14 protein-coding genes are annotated in these 16,557 nt (G+C 71.8%); 8 read left to right on the plus strand and 6 right to left on the minus strand.

The window, feature by feature from the left end; genetic code table 11:
• The first annotated feature begins 163 nt into the window (after window positions 1-163).
• Window positions 164-937, plus strand: coding sequence for an IclR family transcriptional regulator (locus tag ACIHFD_RS46580; protein ID WP_397372353.1), 774 nt, complete (start codon window positions 164-166; stop codon window positions 935-937).
• A 6-nt stretch (window positions 938-943) separates the two neighbouring features.
• On the opposite strand, the gene ACIHFD_RS46585 is transcribed toward ACIHFD_RS46580, so the two are convergent.
• A complete protein-coding gene (locus ACIHFD_RS46585) occupies window positions 944-3,064 on the minus strand; it encodes a PQQ-binding-like beta-propeller repeat protein (RefSeq protein WP_397372354.1) in 2,121 nt (706 codons plus the stop codon).
• Between the two features lie 177 nt (window positions 3,065-3,241).
• Between ACIHFD_RS46585 and ACIHFD_RS46590 the strand changes: the two genes are divergently transcribed.
• Window positions 3,242-4,183, plus strand: a complete 942-nt coding sequence (locus ACIHFD_RS46590) for a ThuA domain-containing protein (RefSeq protein ID WP_397372355.1) — start codon at window positions 3,242-3,244, stop codon at window positions 4,181-4,183.
• A gap of 15 nt (window positions 4,184-4,198) precedes the next feature.
• Here ACIHFD_RS46590 and ACIHFD_RS46595 read toward each other — a convergent pair whose 3' ends face one another.
• Complete coding sequence (locus ACIHFD_RS46595) at window positions 4,199-5,395, minus strand: cytochrome P450 (RefSeq protein WP_397372356.1); 1,197 nt, start codon at window positions 5,393-5,395, stop codon at window positions 4,199-4,201.
• Complete coding sequence (locus ACIHFD_RS46600) at window positions 5,392-6,102, minus strand: TetR/AcrR family transcriptional regulator (protein ID WP_397372432.1); 711 nt, start codon at window positions 6,100-6,102, stop codon at window positions 5,392-5,394. The genes ACIHFD_RS46595 and ACIHFD_RS46600 overlap by 4 nt, the downstream gene beginning before the upstream one ends.
• A 188-nt stretch (window positions 6,103-6,290) precedes the next feature.
• On the opposite strand from ACIHFD_RS46600, the gene ACIHFD_RS46605 reads away from it, so the two are divergent.
• Together ACIHFD_RS46605 and ACIHFD_RS46610 are read left to right on the plus strand one after the other, a co-directional pair.
• Complete coding sequence (locus ACIHFD_RS46605; protein WP_397372357.1) at window positions 6,291-8,849, plus strand: DUF6493 family protein; 2,559 nt, start codon at window positions 6,291-6,293, stop codon at window positions 8,847-8,849.
• 2 nt (window positions 8,850-8,851) lie between these two features.
• Complete coding sequence (locus tag ACIHFD_RS46610; RefSeq protein ID WP_397372358.1) at window positions 8,852-9,769, plus strand: hypothetical protein; 918 nt, start codon at window positions 8,852-8,854, stop codon at window positions 9,767-9,769.
• An 8-nt stretch (window positions 9,770-9,777) separates the two neighbouring features.
• Here the strand turns inward: ACIHFD_RS46610 and ACIHFD_RS46615 are convergent, their stop codons facing one another.
• On the minus strand, window positions 9,778-10,110 hold the full coding sequence (locus ACIHFD_RS46615) for an ArsR/SmtB family transcription factor (RefSeq protein WP_397372359.1): 333 nt from the start codon (window positions 10,108-10,110) through the stop codon (window positions 9,778-9,780).
• 92 nt (window positions 10,111-10,202) lie between these two features.
• On the opposite strand from ACIHFD_RS46615, the gene ACIHFD_RS46620 reads away from it, so the two are divergent.
• The 4 genes from ACIHFD_RS46620 to ACIHFD_RS46635 are packed head-to-tail and all read left to right on the plus strand — an operon-like array spanning window position 10,203 to window position 12,578.
• A complete protein-coding gene (locus ACIHFD_RS46620) occupies window positions 10,203-11,195 on the plus strand; it encodes a zinc-dependent alcohol dehydrogenase family protein (protein ID WP_397372360.1) in 993 nt (330 codons plus the stop codon).
• A 42-nt stretch (window positions 11,196-11,237) separates the two neighbouring features.
• Window positions 11,238-11,795, plus strand: coding sequence for a TetR/AcrR family transcriptional regulator (locus ACIHFD_RS46625; RefSeq protein WP_397372433.1), 558 nt, complete (start codon window positions 11,238-11,240; stop codon window positions 11,793-11,795).
• Between the two features lie 39 nt (window positions 11,796-11,834).
• Window positions 11,835-12,170 carry a cupin domain-containing protein gene (locus tag ACIHFD_RS46630; RefSeq protein WP_363968500.1) on the plus strand — a complete coding sequence of 112 codons (336 nt, stop codon included), beginning with the start codon at window positions 11,835-11,837 and terminating at the stop codon, window positions 12,168-12,170.
• Window positions 12,171-12,182: 12 nt separating this feature from the next.
• Window positions 12,183-12,578, plus strand: a complete 396-nt coding sequence (locus ACIHFD_RS46635) for a tautomerase family protein (RefSeq protein WP_397372361.1) — start codon at window positions 12,183-12,185, stop codon at window positions 12,576-12,578.
• Between the two features lie 19 nt (window positions 12,579-12,597).
• On the opposite strand, the gene ACIHFD_RS46640 is transcribed toward ACIHFD_RS46635, so the two are convergent.
• The gene (locus ACIHFD_RS46640) at window positions 12,598-12,918 is read right to left on the minus strand and encodes a DUF6300 family protein (RefSeq protein ID WP_397372362.1); all 321 of its coding nucleotides are present in this window, start codon (window positions 12,916-12,918) and stop codon (window positions 12,598-12,600) included.
• Window positions 12,915-16,442, minus strand: a complete 3,528-nt coding sequence (gene dnaE, locus ACIHFD_RS46645; RefSeq protein ID WP_397372363.1) for a DNA polymerase III subunit alpha — start codon at window positions 16,440-16,442, stop codon at window positions 12,915-12,917. Before dnaE ends, ACIHFD_RS46640 begins: the two co-directional genes overlap by 4 nt.
• Window positions 16,443-16,557: the final 115 nt, after the last annotated feature.

Raw genomic sequence — 16,557 nt, forward strand, 5'->3', positions numbered from 1 at the left:
ACCGCACTGTGGATGGCCTCACGGTATGAGGACGGTACGGGTTCTGGCAAGACCCTGAACCACATAGCGGATCATATGGACCACCAAGCGGACCGGATGTTAGCCTGCGGACCGCATGAGAGGGTGGGCAGCAGGTTCACCTTCTACCCACAAGTGAGGACCCGTGCCTTCGAACCTTCCCGCAGAGTCCGGTGAGAGCGGCGGCGTGCGCAGCGTCCAGCGGGCGTTCGACATCCTGTCGCTGCTCACCGAGGAGCGGCGGACGCTGACCATCCGCGAGGTCGTCGAGGAGACGGGGCTGGCCAAGACGACGGCGCTGCGGCTGCTGCAGACCCTGGAGCACATGGGGCTGCTGTGGAGCACGCCGAAGGGCTACGCGGCCGGCCCCGCCCTGTGGCGGTGGGCGCACCTGGCCCGCACGGCGTGGGAGTTGCCGCCGGAGACCGTCCAGCTCATGCGCGAGCTCGGCGCGCGGCAGCGGGAGACCGTCAACCTGTACGTGCTGCGCGACGTCCACCGCGTCTGCATCGCCCAGCAGGAGAGCCCGCAGCCGCTGCGCCACGTCGTACGGGTCGGCGACGAGCTGCCGCTGTGGGCGGGGGCCTCCTCGAAGATCCTGCTCAAGGACGCCCCCGAGCGGCTGCTGTCCCGGGTCGCCCGCTCCTCCCCGTACGGCGAGTCCCACACGGCCACCCTGCGGGAGTGGATCGACCAGGCGGCGCGCTACGGCTACGCGGTCAGCCACGGCGAGCGCGAGCCCGGCCTGTCGGCGGTCGCCGTGCCCGTGACGAGCGGCTCGGGGGCGACCGTGGCGGCGCTGACGCTCAGCGGCCCGACCGTGCGCTTCGGCGACGATCGCGTCGCGGAGTTCGCCGCGGACCTGCGGGAGGTGGCCAAGCGCATGTCCGAACGCGGCTTCGACCACCCCCTCGCCTGAGCGCCGTCAGTAGACGACGATCTTGCCGGTGTTCTGCGGGAAGATCGCGTCGTTGTAGAAGTACTCGCCCGCGGTGTCGAACGTGTGGGTGAAGGACTGGCCGGGCATCAGCACGCCGCTGTCGAACTCGTACTCGAAGAACGACACGGCGGCGTGCGCGGACTTGTTGTCGGCCGGGTTGGCGAAGGTGACCGTCGTACCCTTCGGCACCCGCAGGTGCTGGGGTGACATGGCGTTCTGGGCGACGGTGTTCTCGGTCGCGCCGGGCCGCTGGTTCGCGGCGTCCCAGATCCGGCCGAGCGTGACGGTGGTGCCGGCCACGGCCGCCGCCCTGATGTCGTTGCGCTTCCTGGGCGGCGTCGGCGTGGCCGCCGGGGCCACCTTGCCGCCCAGCTTGAACGCCCACAGGTGGTCGCCGCGCGGGATGTCCGGATACGGCAGCCCGTTGCCGCCGGCCAGGACCGCGAGGTACTGCTCGCCGTCGATCTCGTAGCTGATCGGGCTGGTGTGCACGCCGGCGCCGCACTGGAAGCTCCACAGGATCCGGCCGTCGGTGTCGTCCATGGCGTGCAGCAGCCCGTCCGGCCCGCCCTGGAACATCACCCGGCCGCCGGTCGTCAGGATGCCGTTGCCGTGCGCCAGCGACCACTCGCGGTCGAGGGTCCACACCGGCTCGTTGGTGCGCGGGTCCACGGCCGCGATGCCGCCCGCGAAGTACTCGCCCAGCGGGCGCGAGGTGTTGACCCGGCCGTCGTGGGTGTTGGAGAAGCCGGAGTTGATCAGCCCGTACCCGACGTAGATCCAGCCCGTGTGCGGGTTGTACGACAGGTGCGCCCAGTCCGCGCCGCCGCCCGCGCCCGGGAAGATGATCGTGGCCCGGTCCCAGTGCGGCGTGTAGAGGCCGCCCCAGGCGTAGAACGGTACCGGCCTGGTCGCCTTGCCGAACTCGGGCGCCTGCGTGACGAACGGCTCGCCGCCGGGGAAGGGCTGCGTCGGCGCGGTCTTCTGCCGGGGGTCCTGCGGCACGGGGCGTTCCTCCACGCCGTGCAGCGGCTCGCCGCTCTCCCGGTCGAGGATGGAGAACATGCCGGCCTTGCTGCCGTAGACGACGGCCCTGCGCAGTCTGCCCTTGACCTTGATGTCCACGAGCACGGGCGCCATGACGTTGTCCAGGTCCCAGATGTCGTGGTGCACCGACTGGAAGTGCCACCTGCGCGTGCCGGTCTTGGCCTCGATGGCCACGATCGAGTTGGCGAACAGGTTGTCGCCGCCCCGGCCGGAGCCGTCCAGGCGCGGGTAGGAGCCGCCGAACGTCCAGTAGACCAGGCCCAGCTCCGGGTCGACGGCCGGGTGGATCCACGGCACCGCGCCGCCGGTCTTCCAGGACTCGCCCTCCCAGGTGTCGTTGCCGAACTGGCCCTCGCCGGGGCATGCCCAGAAGGTCCAGGCGACCTCGCCGGTGGCGGCCGTGAGCGCGTACGCCCGGCCGCGCGCGCCGCCGGTGCTGCCCTGCATACCGACGTAGATCAGGCCGTCGTGGTAGACGACGGCGCCGGCCAGGGTGCCGGTCAGGCCGCCGCACTGGCCGTTCTGCGGGTCGCAGCCGCCGGTGTCGCCGCCGCCCTCGTCGTCGGTGATGAGCCGGCGCTGCCAGACGACCTGGCCGGTGTCCTTCTTCAAGGCATAGACGATGTTGGCGCCCGAGGTGGAGAAGACCAGGCCCTCGCCGAGGGCGACGCCGCGCATGTTGGTCTGCCTGGTACCGAGGTTGGTCTTCCACTTGATCGCGCCGGTCCGGCCGTCCACGGCGAAGACGTTCTGCTGCGTGGTCTGCACGTACAGGACGCCGTTCTCGACGACGCAGGTGCTCTGCTGGTGCGCCGCGGAGCTGCCGCCCTCGAGGTTGACGTGCCAGGCGCCGCCCAGGCGGCTCAGGTTCCTGGCGGTGATCTGCTTGAGCGGGGAGTGGTTGTGGTTGCCCAGGTTGCCGCAGACCTTGGGGAAGTCCTTGCCGGCGACGCCCAGGGAGGCGGGCTGGCGTTCCGTGGCGGCCGTGGCGGGTTCCGCGACCGTGGCGGCGGTGGTCAGCGCCGCGGCCGCGCCGATGAGGAAGTTACGTCGTTCCACTGGCACCACACACCTTCAGCGGTCCGCTACATGGACCTATTGATCCATATGACGGACGCACCATAAGCCTCGGCCGATCGTGAAGGCAAGAGCTTGTTCTCGTGCCGGGCCGTGGTTACGCTCGAACCTCTTAGTGGACCATCCGATCCGTCTAGTGGATCGAGGCGTGAGGTGCCCATGCGTACCAGACTGTCGATCGCCGCCCTCACCGGCGCGGCGGCACTCCTGCTCACCGCCACCGCTCCCAGTTCCGCCGCCTCACGCGAGGGGGCACAGAACCTCGGCGACCCCGACTACGGCGTCTGCCGCGGCACCGACCCGCGCTGCTACCACGACTGGGGCAACTTCGACCCCGCCAAGGGCTACCGGCTGCTCGTCTACAGCCGCACCGCCGGCCCCCGCCACGCCCACCTCGGCACCCCGCTCGGCCCCGGGCTCAACCCAGCGCTCAACGACGACAACGTCGCGATCAAGGCCGTGCTCAAGCTGGGCCAGGACAACGGCTTCGCCGTCGACTACACCGAGGACGTCGCCCAGCTGTCCTCGGCGGGGCGGCTGCTGCCGTACAACGCGGTGATGTTCCTCAGCACCACCCGGGACACCCTCGACGACGCCGCGCAGACCGCGCTGCGGCAGTACATCCGGGCCGGGGGCGGGTTCGTCGGCGTGCACAACGCCTTCGGCACCGAGTACAACTGGCCCTGGTACGAAGGGCTGCTCGGCAACGCCAACTTCTACGACCACGCCGCCAACCAGCCGGGCACCGTCGTCACCGCCGACCGGCGCGACGCCTCCACCCAGGGGCTGCCGCAGCGCTGGGCCTTCACCGACGAGTGGTACAACCTCGTCCCGTTCCCCACGCGCGTCCGCGTCCTGGCCAAGGTGGACGAGAGCACGCTGGCCCGCGGCGTGCGCGGCAACCTCGGACACCCCGGCCACGGCGGCGACCACCCGGTCAGCTGGTGCCAGTACTACGACGGCGGCAGGGCCTGGCTCACCACCCTCGGCCACGACGTCAAGGCGTGGACCGACGAGCCGCTCGACGGCGACCAGTACTTCGTCCAGCACCTGCTCGGCGGCGTGAAGTCCGTCATGGGCATGGCGCCCTTCTGCCGCTGAGCAGGTGCCGGCGGGTCACCAGGTGACGGGGAGCTCGTAGACGCCGTAGACCTGGCCGTCGTGCTTGAAGGGGATCTGGTCCAGGTCCGCCGCCAGGCGCAGGGACGGGACGCGCCGGTAGAGCGTGCTGTAGGCGACCTGCAGCTCCATCCGCGCCAGCGGCTGGCCCAGGCACTGGTGGACGCCGAAGCCGAAGGCCACGTGACGGCGGGCGTCGCGGCGGATGTTCAGCTCGTCGGGTTCGGGGAAGATCGCGGGGTCGCGGTTGGCGATGTCGTTGGCCATGATCATCCCCTCGCCCGCGCGGATGACCTGGCCGCCGATCTCGATGTCCGCCAGCGCGACCCGGCGGCGCCCGCTGTGGGTGATGTTGAGGTAGCGCAGCAACTCCTCCACCGCGCTGGCGACCAGCCGTGGGTCGTCGTTGTGGCGCAGGAGGGCGAGCTGGCCCGGGTGCCGCAGGAGGGCGAGCGTGCCCAGGGCGATCATGTTGGCGGTGGTCTCGTGCCCGGCGATCAGCAGCAGCACGCCCATCTGGGCGGCCTCCTGCCGGGTCATCTCGCCGGCCTTGACCCGCTCGGCCAGCTTCGACAGCAGGTCGTCCGCCGGGTCGGCGAGCTTCTCGCCCATCAGGGAGTCCAGGTACTCGAACAGTGTCGCACCGGCGGCGGCCCGCTCCTCTGGCGGCGTGCTGCGCCTGATGACGGTCTTGCTGTTCTCCTGGAAGAAGTCGTGGTCGGCGTACGGGACGCCGAGCAGCGCGCAGATCACCAGCGAGGGCACCGGCAGGGCGAACGCCTCCACCAGGTCCACCGGATTCGGGCCGGCCAGCAGGTCGTCGATCAGGTCGTCCACGATCTTCTGCACGGCCGGGCGCAGGGACTCCGTCCGCCTGACGGTGAACTGGGCCTGCACCATCCGCCTCAGCCGGGAGTGCTCGGGGTCGTCCATCATGATGAAGCTGATCGTGCCGCCGGCGCCGATGCGGGGCGCCTGGATCGGGTAGCCGGGGCGGGTGACGTCGGCGCTGACCCTGGGGTCGGCCAGCAGCGCCCGCTGCTCGGCGTACGTGGTCACCAGCCACGGGGTGCTGCCGTCCCACAACCTGACCTTGACCAGCGGCCCCTCCTTCTGCAGGTCGCGCAGGGGCGGCGGCGGGTCGAACGGGCAGCCCGCCGCTCTGGCCATGGGAAACTCGTGGATCTCGGTCATCGCCGGCTTCCTTTGCGTGAGGTGGTCCGGCCGCCGGGCCCAGTGGTGGGCCCAGTGGTGGGCCCAGTGGTGGGCGCTGTGACAGGTGCTGTCCACAGTCCGACGGTCGCGTCGATCAGCCCGGTCGCCGTGCCGTGCCAGTCGGCACGGGGCGTGGGCGTGTCCTCGGCCAGCGCGCGTTCGCGCTCGGCGCACACGTGCGCCATGAGGTGGCTCGTCATGTCCCTGCGCTCGGCCCGTACGTCGGTCGGCAGCTCGGGCAGGCACCGCTTCAGCTCGCCGAGGATCTCGACGAGCGTGGGGGAGCTCAGCGCGTCGTCGATCATGATGTCGCGCAGAACGGGGTCGGTCATCACCTGCGCGCCGAACCGGGCGAACCACGTGGGGTTGCCCATCTCGGCCAGATACTCGGTGACCGGGCGCACCAGGCACGCCACCCAGTCGCGTACCTCGCCGGACCCGGCCGTCTCGGCCAGTATGCGGCGGCGGACGCGCTCGATCCGCTCGATGTGCTTGCGCACGATCGCGCGTACCAGGTCGGTCTTCGTGCCGAAGTGGTAGCCGACGGCGGCGTTGTTGCCCTGCCCGGCGGCCTCGCTGACCTGCCGGTTGGAGACGGCGAACACCCCGTGCTCGGCGAACAGCCGCTCGGCCGCCGTCAGGATCTGCTCGCGGGTCGCGCAGGCCCGCTCGGCCCGCACCGTCATGGTCGCCACCGAGCCGGACCATACGGCCCCCGCGGCTCGAAGGCGCGGCTCTCACCGCATCCTTGACCCACCATGACCTCCCCGAGTGGACCCCTTCCCGCCAGCCAACCAGGTGGGGGTACGTAAGTCAAGCGACTGATTTAATAGTGTCGCCAAAAGTGTCGGCGGCGGTGGTTAATGTCCCCGCTGTGGATCACTGCGGAGAGATCGAGAAGCTGATCGTCGCACGCCAGGCCGACCGGCTCGCCGAGCAGGTCAAGGCGCTGGACGAGCAGGGGCGCAAGGAGGTCGCCGCCCGACTGCCGGAGCTGCTGAAGGAGCTGCGCGCCCGATTCGACCGGTGGGACGACGGGCTGATCGCCTACGGGAGCGCCTTGCGGGTGGCGGGCGCGGCCACCTTCGGCGGGGCGGCGGCCGTGGCGTCCTGGCTCTACCGGCGCGACTTCGCGCCGCAGTGGGACGGCCCCGACGCCGACGTCGGCCTCGTCCTCGCGGTGCTCGCCGACCGGCCCGCCGCCTGGCGCGCCGATCTGGCCGAGCGGCTGGTGCTGCGCATGCGCGTGCCCGACGACCGCGGCATGGGGCTCGCCCTGGCCCTGCTCCGCGAGACCGGTATCGAGCCGCCGCCGCACGAGCCGCTGGTGGCCGGCTGGGTGAGCCGTGAGCCGTCGCTGTCCGACGACCCGCTGCTCGACCACCTGCTGCCGCGCCTGTTCGAGGCCCAGGGCGTGGGCCGGGCGCTCCAGTGGGACAAAGCATCGGAGAAGGGCTGGCTGCGGGCGCTGCTGGAGGCGGCCGAGTCGGGCCGGGTGCGGCGCGAAGCGCTGATCGACGGCTGCGTGCGCCGCTTCCTGCTCGGCGGCACGCCCATCGACCTGCGCTTCTTCGTACGCCTGCACGAGGCGCTGGATCCCTCGCCCGCCGAGGCCGCCACCCGCGCCCGCGACTACCTGCGCCTGCTGCCCGCCTCCCCGGGCCCGGTCGCCGAGCTGGCCCTGAAGCGCCTGCGCACCTGCGGCGAGCTCACCGCCGACGACCTGGTCGAGGCGTGGGAGTCGCTGCTGTTCCGCCCCGAGCGCAAGCTGGTGCGCGCCGGGATGTCGTGGCTCGACCGTTCCGTACGGCGCGCGCCCGAGCTGGCCGGCCTGGTCGCAGGGTCGCTGGCCAGCGCGTTCGCCGCCGACTCGGCCGAGCTGCAGGAGAAGGCCGTCGAGCTGGCCGTCGCGCATGCCGGCCGCATGACCGAGGAGGGACGCGCCACCGTACGCGAGGCGATCGAGCTGCTCCCGCCTCACTTCGGCCTGCGGGCTTCCGCCGCCTTCGCGGGCGGCAGCGTCGCCGAGGCCGAGCCCGCGTTCGTGCCGCCGCCGCTGCCCGCGGCGCCCGAACGCGTCCACGCCTTCCCGGCCCCGATCGAGTCCATCGAGGAGCTGATGACGGAGGGGGCCCGCTCCTGGCAGGCCTGGGAACGGCGGCTCGCCGGGTTCGTCACGCTCGTCGGCCGCGACCGGGAGGGCCTGGTGGCGGAGCTGCGTCCCCGGCTGATCGGCGGGCCCGGCTGGACGTACCGCGAGGAGGCCTGGGAGCGGGTCGATCAGTGGTTCGACGGCGCCACGCATTCCCTGACCGGGACCGCGGCCGTCCTGCACGCCTGGACGCGCTACATGCCGAAGACCCGGCTGGCCGCCCCGCTCCGGCTCCTGCTGCATCGCGCGGCCGAGATCCTGCGGGCCGTCGAGGAGGACACCCTCCCGCCGCTGCTGCTGGCCACGCCCACGCACAGCACCGGGCACGTGGCGGCGGCCGAGCTCGTCCGGCGGCTGGAGGTGATCGAGGCGGCCGGGGCCAAGCCGCTGGCAGCCGACCTCCAGCAGGCGCTGCTGCGCCTGCCGCGCACCCCGGATCCCGAGGCCACGCGGCGGGCCGCGCGCCTGACGTCCGGCGCGGGCCGGATCGTCGCCGGGTGGACCTGCCCGGAGGTCGCGATCGAGCTCGAGTGGCGGTGCAACGGCGAAGGCGAAGGCCACGACTGGCACGATCGGAGCCACAGCCACGACGTACGCCTGGTGCCGTCGGCCACCGTCGCGCCCACCGGGCTGCCGCTGGTCGACCTGATGCTCAGCGTCCCCGCGGACTCTGGCGGCGGCGAGCACCGCGAATGGTGGACCTCGACGCTGCCCTCCCACCGCGAGGTCGCCGCCGCGTACCTCATGCCGCACGCGCTCAGGCGCTACTGGGTGCACGACACCGTCGGGCCGGAGCAGGCCCGCGAGCTCGCCCGCGCGGAGGGGCCGGTCGGGGCGGCGTTCGCGGTCGTCCTCGCCCGGGTCCTGGGCGACCCGCGGGTGCCCGAGTCGGTCGACGTCCTGCTGGAGACCGCCGCGCGTGGCGAACTGCCCGCGGAGGAGGTCGGCCGCCAGACCGGGTTCCTCGTGGCGAGCGGCGAGGTGCGGATGATCGACATGGTCGCCGCGCTGGACGCCGCGGCCCGGCGAGGCGCCCACGCGCACGTGTGGCGGATCGCCGCCACCGCCCTGCCCACCCTGCTGCCCGCGCCGGGCGAGCGCCCCCGCAACGGCCTGGCCGGCTTCGTCGCCCTCGCCGTCGCGGCGGCCGAGTGGTCCGGGGCGCGCGGCGAGATCCCCGAGGTACGCGCCATGGCCGCCCGCAGGGGCGGCAGCGGCCTGCTGCGCGAGATCCGCCGGCTGCACGACCTGCTCACCGGCGACAACGGCCAGGAAGGATGACCATGGCGGCCAGACGATCCCGAAAGAACAAGCACTGGCGGACCCGGCACGACGAGGGCCACGCCCTGCGGTTGGAGATCGGCGACCTCGCCCGCGACGCCGCCGAGCCGGGCTGGACGCGGCTGGAGGTCCGCCGCGCCCAGGTCGGATCGTACGCGCGGACCACGCTCACCCGCGACGGCCGAGAGATCGCCGCCGAGGGGCTGGACGAGCCGTTCCAGCGCCTGCGCGAGCTCTCCTACCAGGCCGATTCCGGCACCTGGTTCACCTGCGAGCTGGCGTTCCCGGCCGGCAGCCGGGGCTACACCGGGCGCGTCGACTCCTCCGCGCCGCCGTTCGAGGACGTGCCCGCGCAGGCGGCGCTGGCGGAGCTGACCACGTTCCCCCGCACGGAGTCGCCCGGCTGGCTGCTGGCCGCGCTGCCGACCGCCGCGCCGATCGGCATGCCCACGACGTACGGCGAGCACTACGACCGCCGCTACAACTCATGGGGCGACGACGACTCCGATCGCCGCCCGCCGCCTCCGCCCCCGATCCACGGGGACGTCGCCTACGTCCCGGCCGCGGCCATGACCTACCGCGACTTCGGCCGGCGCGACGAGCGTCGCCAGCGCGTGGTCTTCCTGGCGGAGTCAGCTGGCGACGACGAGTCCGAGCACCTCTACGTGATGGGCTACGAGGAGGTCTACCTGGTGGCCCGGCACGGCACCCGCGGCACCAGCGAGGGCGTGCGCTCCATCACCCTGGATGAGTCGGCGCTCCGGGTGGAGCTGACGCCCGAGGCCGCCGACGCCCTGGGGGCCGAGACCACGTTCGAGGCCCGCCTCGAACTGCCGCCCGAGACGATCGCCGAGCTCCGCACCGCCCTGGGCTTCGTGCTCGGACCTGTCGCCCAGGCGCCGGAGCTCATCGGCTTCTGAAGCCGGGGTCAGTCGGCGAGAGGCTGGGCCGCGCGGGCCCGGGGGGTGGTGAGGGCGGCGAGGAGGCCGGGGAACGCCTCGTCCATCTCCTCCCGGCGCAGGGTGTTCATCCGTGCGGTCCCGACGTAGTACTGCCGGATCAGGCCCGCCTCGCGCAGCACGTTGAAGTGGTGGGTGGCGGTGGACTTGCTGACCGGTATGTCGAAGTCGCCGCACTTGATGTCCTCGCCGGAGGCGTCGAGCTGCGTGACGATGCTCCGGCGTACCGGATCGACGAGGGCCTCCAGCACCTGCTGGAGGCCGAACTGCGACACCTCGGGGTGCGGTGGTGTACGTCCCATGGGCCAATAGTACGACAGGCATCGAAGTTTGACGACGATCGTACTTCTCTCTACAGTGAGCCGCGTTCGAGCTGAGAGAGAAGGACGTTGTCATGGCGAGGACTGTGCGGTTCCACGAGGTCGGCGGGCCCGAGGTGATGCGGCTGGAGGATCTGGAGCCAGGCGAGCCGGGGCCGGGCGAGGTGCGGATCCGGGTGGACGCGATCGGGGTCAACCGGGCGGAGGCGCTGTTCCGGAGCGGCCGGTACATCGAGCCGGTCAAGCGGTTCCCGGCCGGGCTCGGCTCCGAGGCCGCGGGGGTGATCGAGGCGATCGGCCCGGAGGTGACCGGGTTCGAGGAGGGCCAGGCGGTCAGCGTCGTGCCGAACTTCTCCTACAACGACTACGGCATGTACGCCGAACGGGCGATCGCGCCGGCGAGCTCGCTCGTGCCGCGCCCCGACGGGGTGGACGCGGTCTCCGGCGCGGCGGTGTGGATGCCCTACCTGACGGCCTACGGCGCGATGGTGGAGGTCGGCGGGATGCGGGCGGGCGACGTGGCGGTGGTGAACGCGGCCTCCAGCAGCGTCGGCCTGGCCGCGATCCGCACGGCCAACCGCCTGGGCGCCACGCCGATCGCCGTCACCCGCACCGATGCCAAGAGGCGGCGGCTGATCGAGGAGGGCGCGGCCGAGGTGATCGTCTCGGACGAGGAGGACGTGGCGGGCCGCGTCCTGGCGCTGACCGGCGGCCGGGGAGCCGAGTACGTCTTCGACGCCGTCGCCGGACCGGGCGTGACGGAGCTGGCCAGAGCCGTGGCGGCCGACGGGACGCTGTTCCTGTGGGGCGCGCAGAGCGGGCAGCCGACGCCCTATCCGGGGTTCGACCTGGGCATGCCGGCGCTGAATATGCGCACGTACACGGTGCATGAGATCACCAGGGATCCGCGGCGGATGCGCCGCGCCGCGGCGTTCGTCGCCTCGGGGCTGCGTACCGGGGCCTTCCGCGCGGTGGTGGACCGCCTGTTCCCGCTGGAGGAGATCGTGCGGGCGCACCGGCACATGGAGTCCAACACCCAGTTCGGCAAGATCGTCGTCACGACTTAGTTGCCTTCTGTACCTACTAGTATGTACGCTCGTGGCGTGGACATGAGGGAACGGTTGATCGAGAGCACCCGCGAGCTGCTGTGGGAGCGCGGCTACGTGGGCACCTCGCCGAAGGCGATCCAGCAGCGGTCCGGGGCGGGCCAGGGCAGCATGTACCACCACTTCCGCGGCAAGCCCGACCTGGCGCTGGCCGCGATCGCCCGGAGCGCCGACGACATGCGCGGACGCGCGGAGGCGGAGCTGTCCGGCCCCGGCACCCCGCTCCAGCGGATCACCGCCTACCTGAGCCGGGAGCGCGACGCGCTGCGGGGCTGCCCGGTCGGCCGGCTGACCCAGGACCCGGACGTGATGGCCGATCCCGAGCTGCGCCGTCCGGTCGAGGAGACCTTCTCCTGGCTGCGGACCCGGCTCGCCGCCGTCCTCGCGGAAGCGCAGGCAGACGGCGAGCTCGCCGCGGGCCCCGACCCGGCGGCCACCGCCACCGCGCTGGTCGCGGTGCTGCAGGGCGGATACGTGCTGGCCCGCGCCGCCGCCGACGCGGAGGTGTACGCGCAGGCCATCGACGGCGCGCTCGGCCTGCTCGCCGGACATGCCCAGTGAAGTGAGCACGTGAAGTGAGCACGTGAAAGGAGCACCCCCATGAGCGCCATCAGCCGCGAGCACCTGGTGACAGGCGACCTGGCCGGCCGGCCCGGGCGGATCGACCGGGTGGAGACGCACCGGGTCACCCTGCCGCCGGGGGCGGCGAGCGGCCCGCACACCCACCCCGGCGGCGTCGCCGGTTACGTCACCGCAGGCCGGATCGTGTACGAGCTCGACGGGCACCCCGCGCAGGAGCTCCGCGCCGGGAGCGCATTCTTCGAGCCCGCCGGCGCGACCGTCCGCCGTTTCGACAACCTCTCCGCCACCGAGCCGGCCACGTTCGTGGCCAGTTACCTGCTCACCGGCGACCAGCCACTCATCGAATCGCTGTGAAAGAAGGAACCCATGCCCTTTGTTCGGATCGACGCGCTCCGTGCGGACCCGAAGCGGCTGGAGGCCCTGGGCCGGGCCGTGCACGACGCCCTGGTGGAGGCCATCGGCATCCCGCAGGACGACCTGTTCCAGGTGCTCACCAGCCATGACGGCACGCGGGGCACGTTCCGCTACGACGACGGCTACCTCGGCATCCACCGGGACGACGACCTCGTGTTCGTGGCCGTCACCATGCGCGCGGGACGCACCGCCGACCAGAAGCAGGCCCTCTACCGCCGGATCGCCGAGCTCGCCGAGGAGTACGCGGGGACCGAGCCGCGCAACGTGTTCGTCACGGTCAGCGAGAACTCGCTGCTCGACTGGTCGTTCGGCGAGGGCGTGGCACAGTACGCCGCCGCCGCCCAGTGAGGCCGCCCGATAAGGCCGCTCACAGGTCGCCGCGGTAGGAGGCTTCGGTCTCGGCCGCCGGCGCGTTCCCGTCCGGGCGCGGGGGCCGGGCCCGATCGGCCCAGTGGCGCAGCGCCCGCGCCAGCTCGGCGGTGTGCTCCGGCCGCACGGATCCGTGCACCGCGAAGTACGCGACGATCGGCCCGGCGACGGGATCGACGGCGTCGCAGCGGGCGCACAGCAGGACCTCGCTGACGCCCCGGACCTCGTTCCCCGACGCGTTCGTCCAGGTGTGCGGCAGGCGCAGCACGGCGAGGACGCTGTCGGTGCGGCACCGGGGGCAGGGCGGGTCGCCGGTCATGCCCCGCCGATCGCGTCCGCGCCCAGCAGGGCCTTGACGTCGCCGTAGAGCGCCGGTTCGGCGGTGACCCGGAACGGCTGGAGGTCCAGCAGCACGCTTCTGGCGCCGGGGCGGTGCAGGCGCACGTGTACGGGCGCGCGGCCGGGATGGGTGGTCAGGATGTGCTTGAACTCCTGGATGAGCCGCGGGCTCAGCTGGGTCTCCTGGATCGAGATCACCACGGGAGGCTCGGTGTCCGCCCGGGAGACGTCGAGGAGGGTGATCTCCTCGCCGTACACGCTCATCGTCTCGTCGCGCACGTTGATCCGGCCCCGCACGGAGATCACGCGGTCCTGGGCCAGCGCCTCGCCGTACAGGGTGTAGGTCTTGGGGAAGACGAGCACCTCCATGGCGGCGTCGTGGTCCTCGAGGGTGACGATCGCCCACGGGCTGCCCTGCTTGGTGACCTTGCGCTGCAGGCCGGAGACGATGCCGCTGATCCGGGTCGCCCCGTCCTGCCGACCGGAGGCCAGCAGGTCGGCGAGGGTGGTGTCGCGGTTGGCGTCCAGGACGCGTTCGGCGCCGTCGAGCGGGTGGCTGGAGACGTACAGGCCGAGCATCTCGCGCTCGAAGGCCAGCAGGGTGACGCCGTCCCACTCGCCCTCGGGGATCGCGATGGAGAAGGCGCCGCTCCGGCTCGGCTCCCCGAACAGCGAGTCCTGGCCGCGGGCCTCGTTCCGCTTGACGTCGATGATCGAGTCGACGGCCTGTTCGTGGACGGCGACCAGGGCCTTGCGGTGATGCCCGAGACTGTCGAACGCGCCGGCCTTGGCCAGCGACTCGATGACGCGCTTGTTGCAGACAGCCGTCGGGACCTTGCCGAGGAAGTCGTTGAAGTCGATGTAGGGCCCCTGGGCCTCCCGGGCGGCGACGATGGCGTCCACGACGCCGGCCCCGACGTTGCGTACGGCGCCCAGGCCGAAGCGGATGTCGGACCCGACGGCGGCGAAGTCCAGCCGGCTGGCGTTGACGTCCGGGGGCAGCACCTTGATGCCCAGGCGGCGGCAGTCCGACAGGTAGACGGCCATCTTGTCCTTGTCGTCGCCGACGGAGGTGAGCAGCGCGGCGAGGTACTCCTGGGGGTGGTTGGCCTTGAGGTAGGCGGTCCAGTAGGAGACCAGGCCGTACCCGGCGGTGTGGGACTTGTTGAAGCCGTAGCCGCTGAAGGGGACGAGGACGTCCCAGACCGCCTTGATCGCCTCGGCGGAGAAGCCGCGGCCGCGCATGCCGGCGGAGAAGCGGTCCCATTCGGCGTCCAGGACCTCCTTCTTCTTCTTGCCCATGGCCCGGCGCAGCATGTCGGCGGCGCCGAGCGAGTAGCCGGCCAGCTGCTGGGCGATGGCCATGACCTGCTCCTGGAAGACGACCAGGTGGTAGGTGTCGCCCAGGATGGGCTCCAGGGCCTCCTCCAGCTCGGGGTGGATCGGCTCGACCGGCTGCTTGCCGGTCTTGCGCAGGGCGTAGTTGGTGTGGGCGTTCATCTCCATCGGCCCGGGCCGGTACAGCGCGTTCACCGCCGCGATGTCGGTGAACGTGGTGGGCTGCATGAGTTTCAGCAGGACCCGCATGCCGCCGCCGTCCAGCTGGAAGACGCCGAGCGTGTCGCCGCGAGCCAGCAGCCGGTACGTGGTGGCGTCGTCGATGGGGATGTCGAGGATGTCGATGTCGACGCCCTTGTTGGCCCGGACGTTGGCGATCGCGTCGCCGATCACCGTGAGGTTGCGCAGGCCGAGGAAGTCCATCTTCAGCAGGCCCATGTCCTCGGCCTGGGTGAAGGGGAAGCCGGTCACGATCGGGCCGCCGGCCTTGGGCTTGACCAGCGGGATCACGTCGATCAGGGGCTCACTGGACAGGATCACGCCCGCGGCGTGGATGCCGGTGCCGCGGGTGAGGCCCTCGATGCCGGCCGCGGTGTCGAGCACCCGTTTGACGTCGGGGTCCTGCTCGTACATCTGGCGCAGCTCGGCCGCCTCGCCGTGCCGGGGGTGGCCCTTGTCGTGGACGGCGGCCAGCGGGATCTCCTTGCCGCCGACCGCCGCCGGGAACGCCTTGGTGATGCGGTCGCCCAAGGCGTACGGCAGGCCCAGCACGCGGCAGGAGTCCTTGACGGCGGCCTTGGCCTTGATGGTGCCGAAGGTGACGATCTGGCAGACGCGGTCGTCGCCGTACTTGCGGGTGACGTAGTCGATCATCTCGTCGCGCCGCCGGTCGTCGAAGTCGAGGTCGACGTCCGGCATGGAGATGCGCTCGGGGTTGAGGAAGCGTTCGAAGATGAGTTTGTGCTCGATCGGGTCGAGCTGGGTGATCCCCGTGCAGTACGCGACGATCGACCCCGTGGCCGAGCCGCGGCCGGGGCCCAGGCCGATGCCGCGCTCCCGGGCATGGCGGCAGATGTCGGCCACCACCAGGAAGTAGCCGGGGAAGCCCATGGCCTCGATGACCGACAACTCGTAGTCGATGCGGTCGAGCACCTCCTGCGACGGCCGGCCGTAGCGGCGGCGGGCGCCTTCGAGGGTCTCCTTGCGCAGCCAGCTCGCCTCGCTCTCGTCCTCGGGCACGGGGAAGCGCGGCGTCAGGTCCCGGTGGGCGAACACCTCGCCGTAGTCGCCGACCCGTTCGGCGATCAGCAGCGTGTTGTCGCAGGCCCCGGGCACCTCGGCGTCCCACAGCGCGCGCATCTCGGCGGCGGACTTGACGTAGTAGCCGCTGCCGCCGAACCGGAACCGGTCGGCGTCGGCCAGCCGCTTGCCGGTGCCCACGCACAGCAGCGCGTCGTGCGCCGGGGCCTGGTTCTCGGTGACGTAGTGCGAGTCGTTGGTGGCCAGGGGCGGCAGGCCGAGCTCCTTGCCGAGCTTGAGCAGCTCCTCGCGGACCCGGCGCTCGATGGCCAGGCCGTGATCCATCAGCTCCAGGAAATAGTTGTCCCTGCCGAAGATGTCGCGATAGCGGGCCGCCGCCTCGACGGCCTGGGCGTACTGGCCGAGCCTCAGTCTGGTCTGCACCTCGCCGGACGGGCAGCCGGTCGTGGCGACGATGCCCTGGCCGTACTCGGCGAGCAATTCATCATCCATACGCGGATATTTCTGGACGTGGCCTTCCAGCCAGGCCCGCGACTGCAGCCGGAACAGATTCCGCAGGCCCTGCGCCCCGGTCGCCCACATCGTCATGTGCGTGTACAGGCCGCGCCCGGAGACGTCGCCACCCTCGCCGGTCTCGTCGTTGGAGCGGCGCAGCGCGAGGTTGTCGCTGTAGTACACCGGCTGCCGGTGGTGCCGCGAGAGCGGGGCGACGTAGCTCTCGATGCCGATGATCGGTTTGATCCCCGTCTTGCGCGCCGCCTGGTAGAACTCGTACGCCCCGTGCACGTTCCCGTGGTCGCTCATCGCCACCGCGGGCATCCCCTGCCGGGAGACCTCGTCCATCAACAGCCCGACCTTGGCCGCGCCGTCGAGCATGCTGTATTCCGTATGCACGTGGAGATGCACGAAAGATCCCACCGAGACCACGCCTCCTGGTTGTAGGCTCACCCGCGAACCCGAGCATTCGACCCGAGAGCAGGCCCGGTTGTCCAACAATCGACACACCGAAGAGCCACAACCA

This window comes from Nonomuraea sp. NPDC051941 (assembly GCF_044593615.1).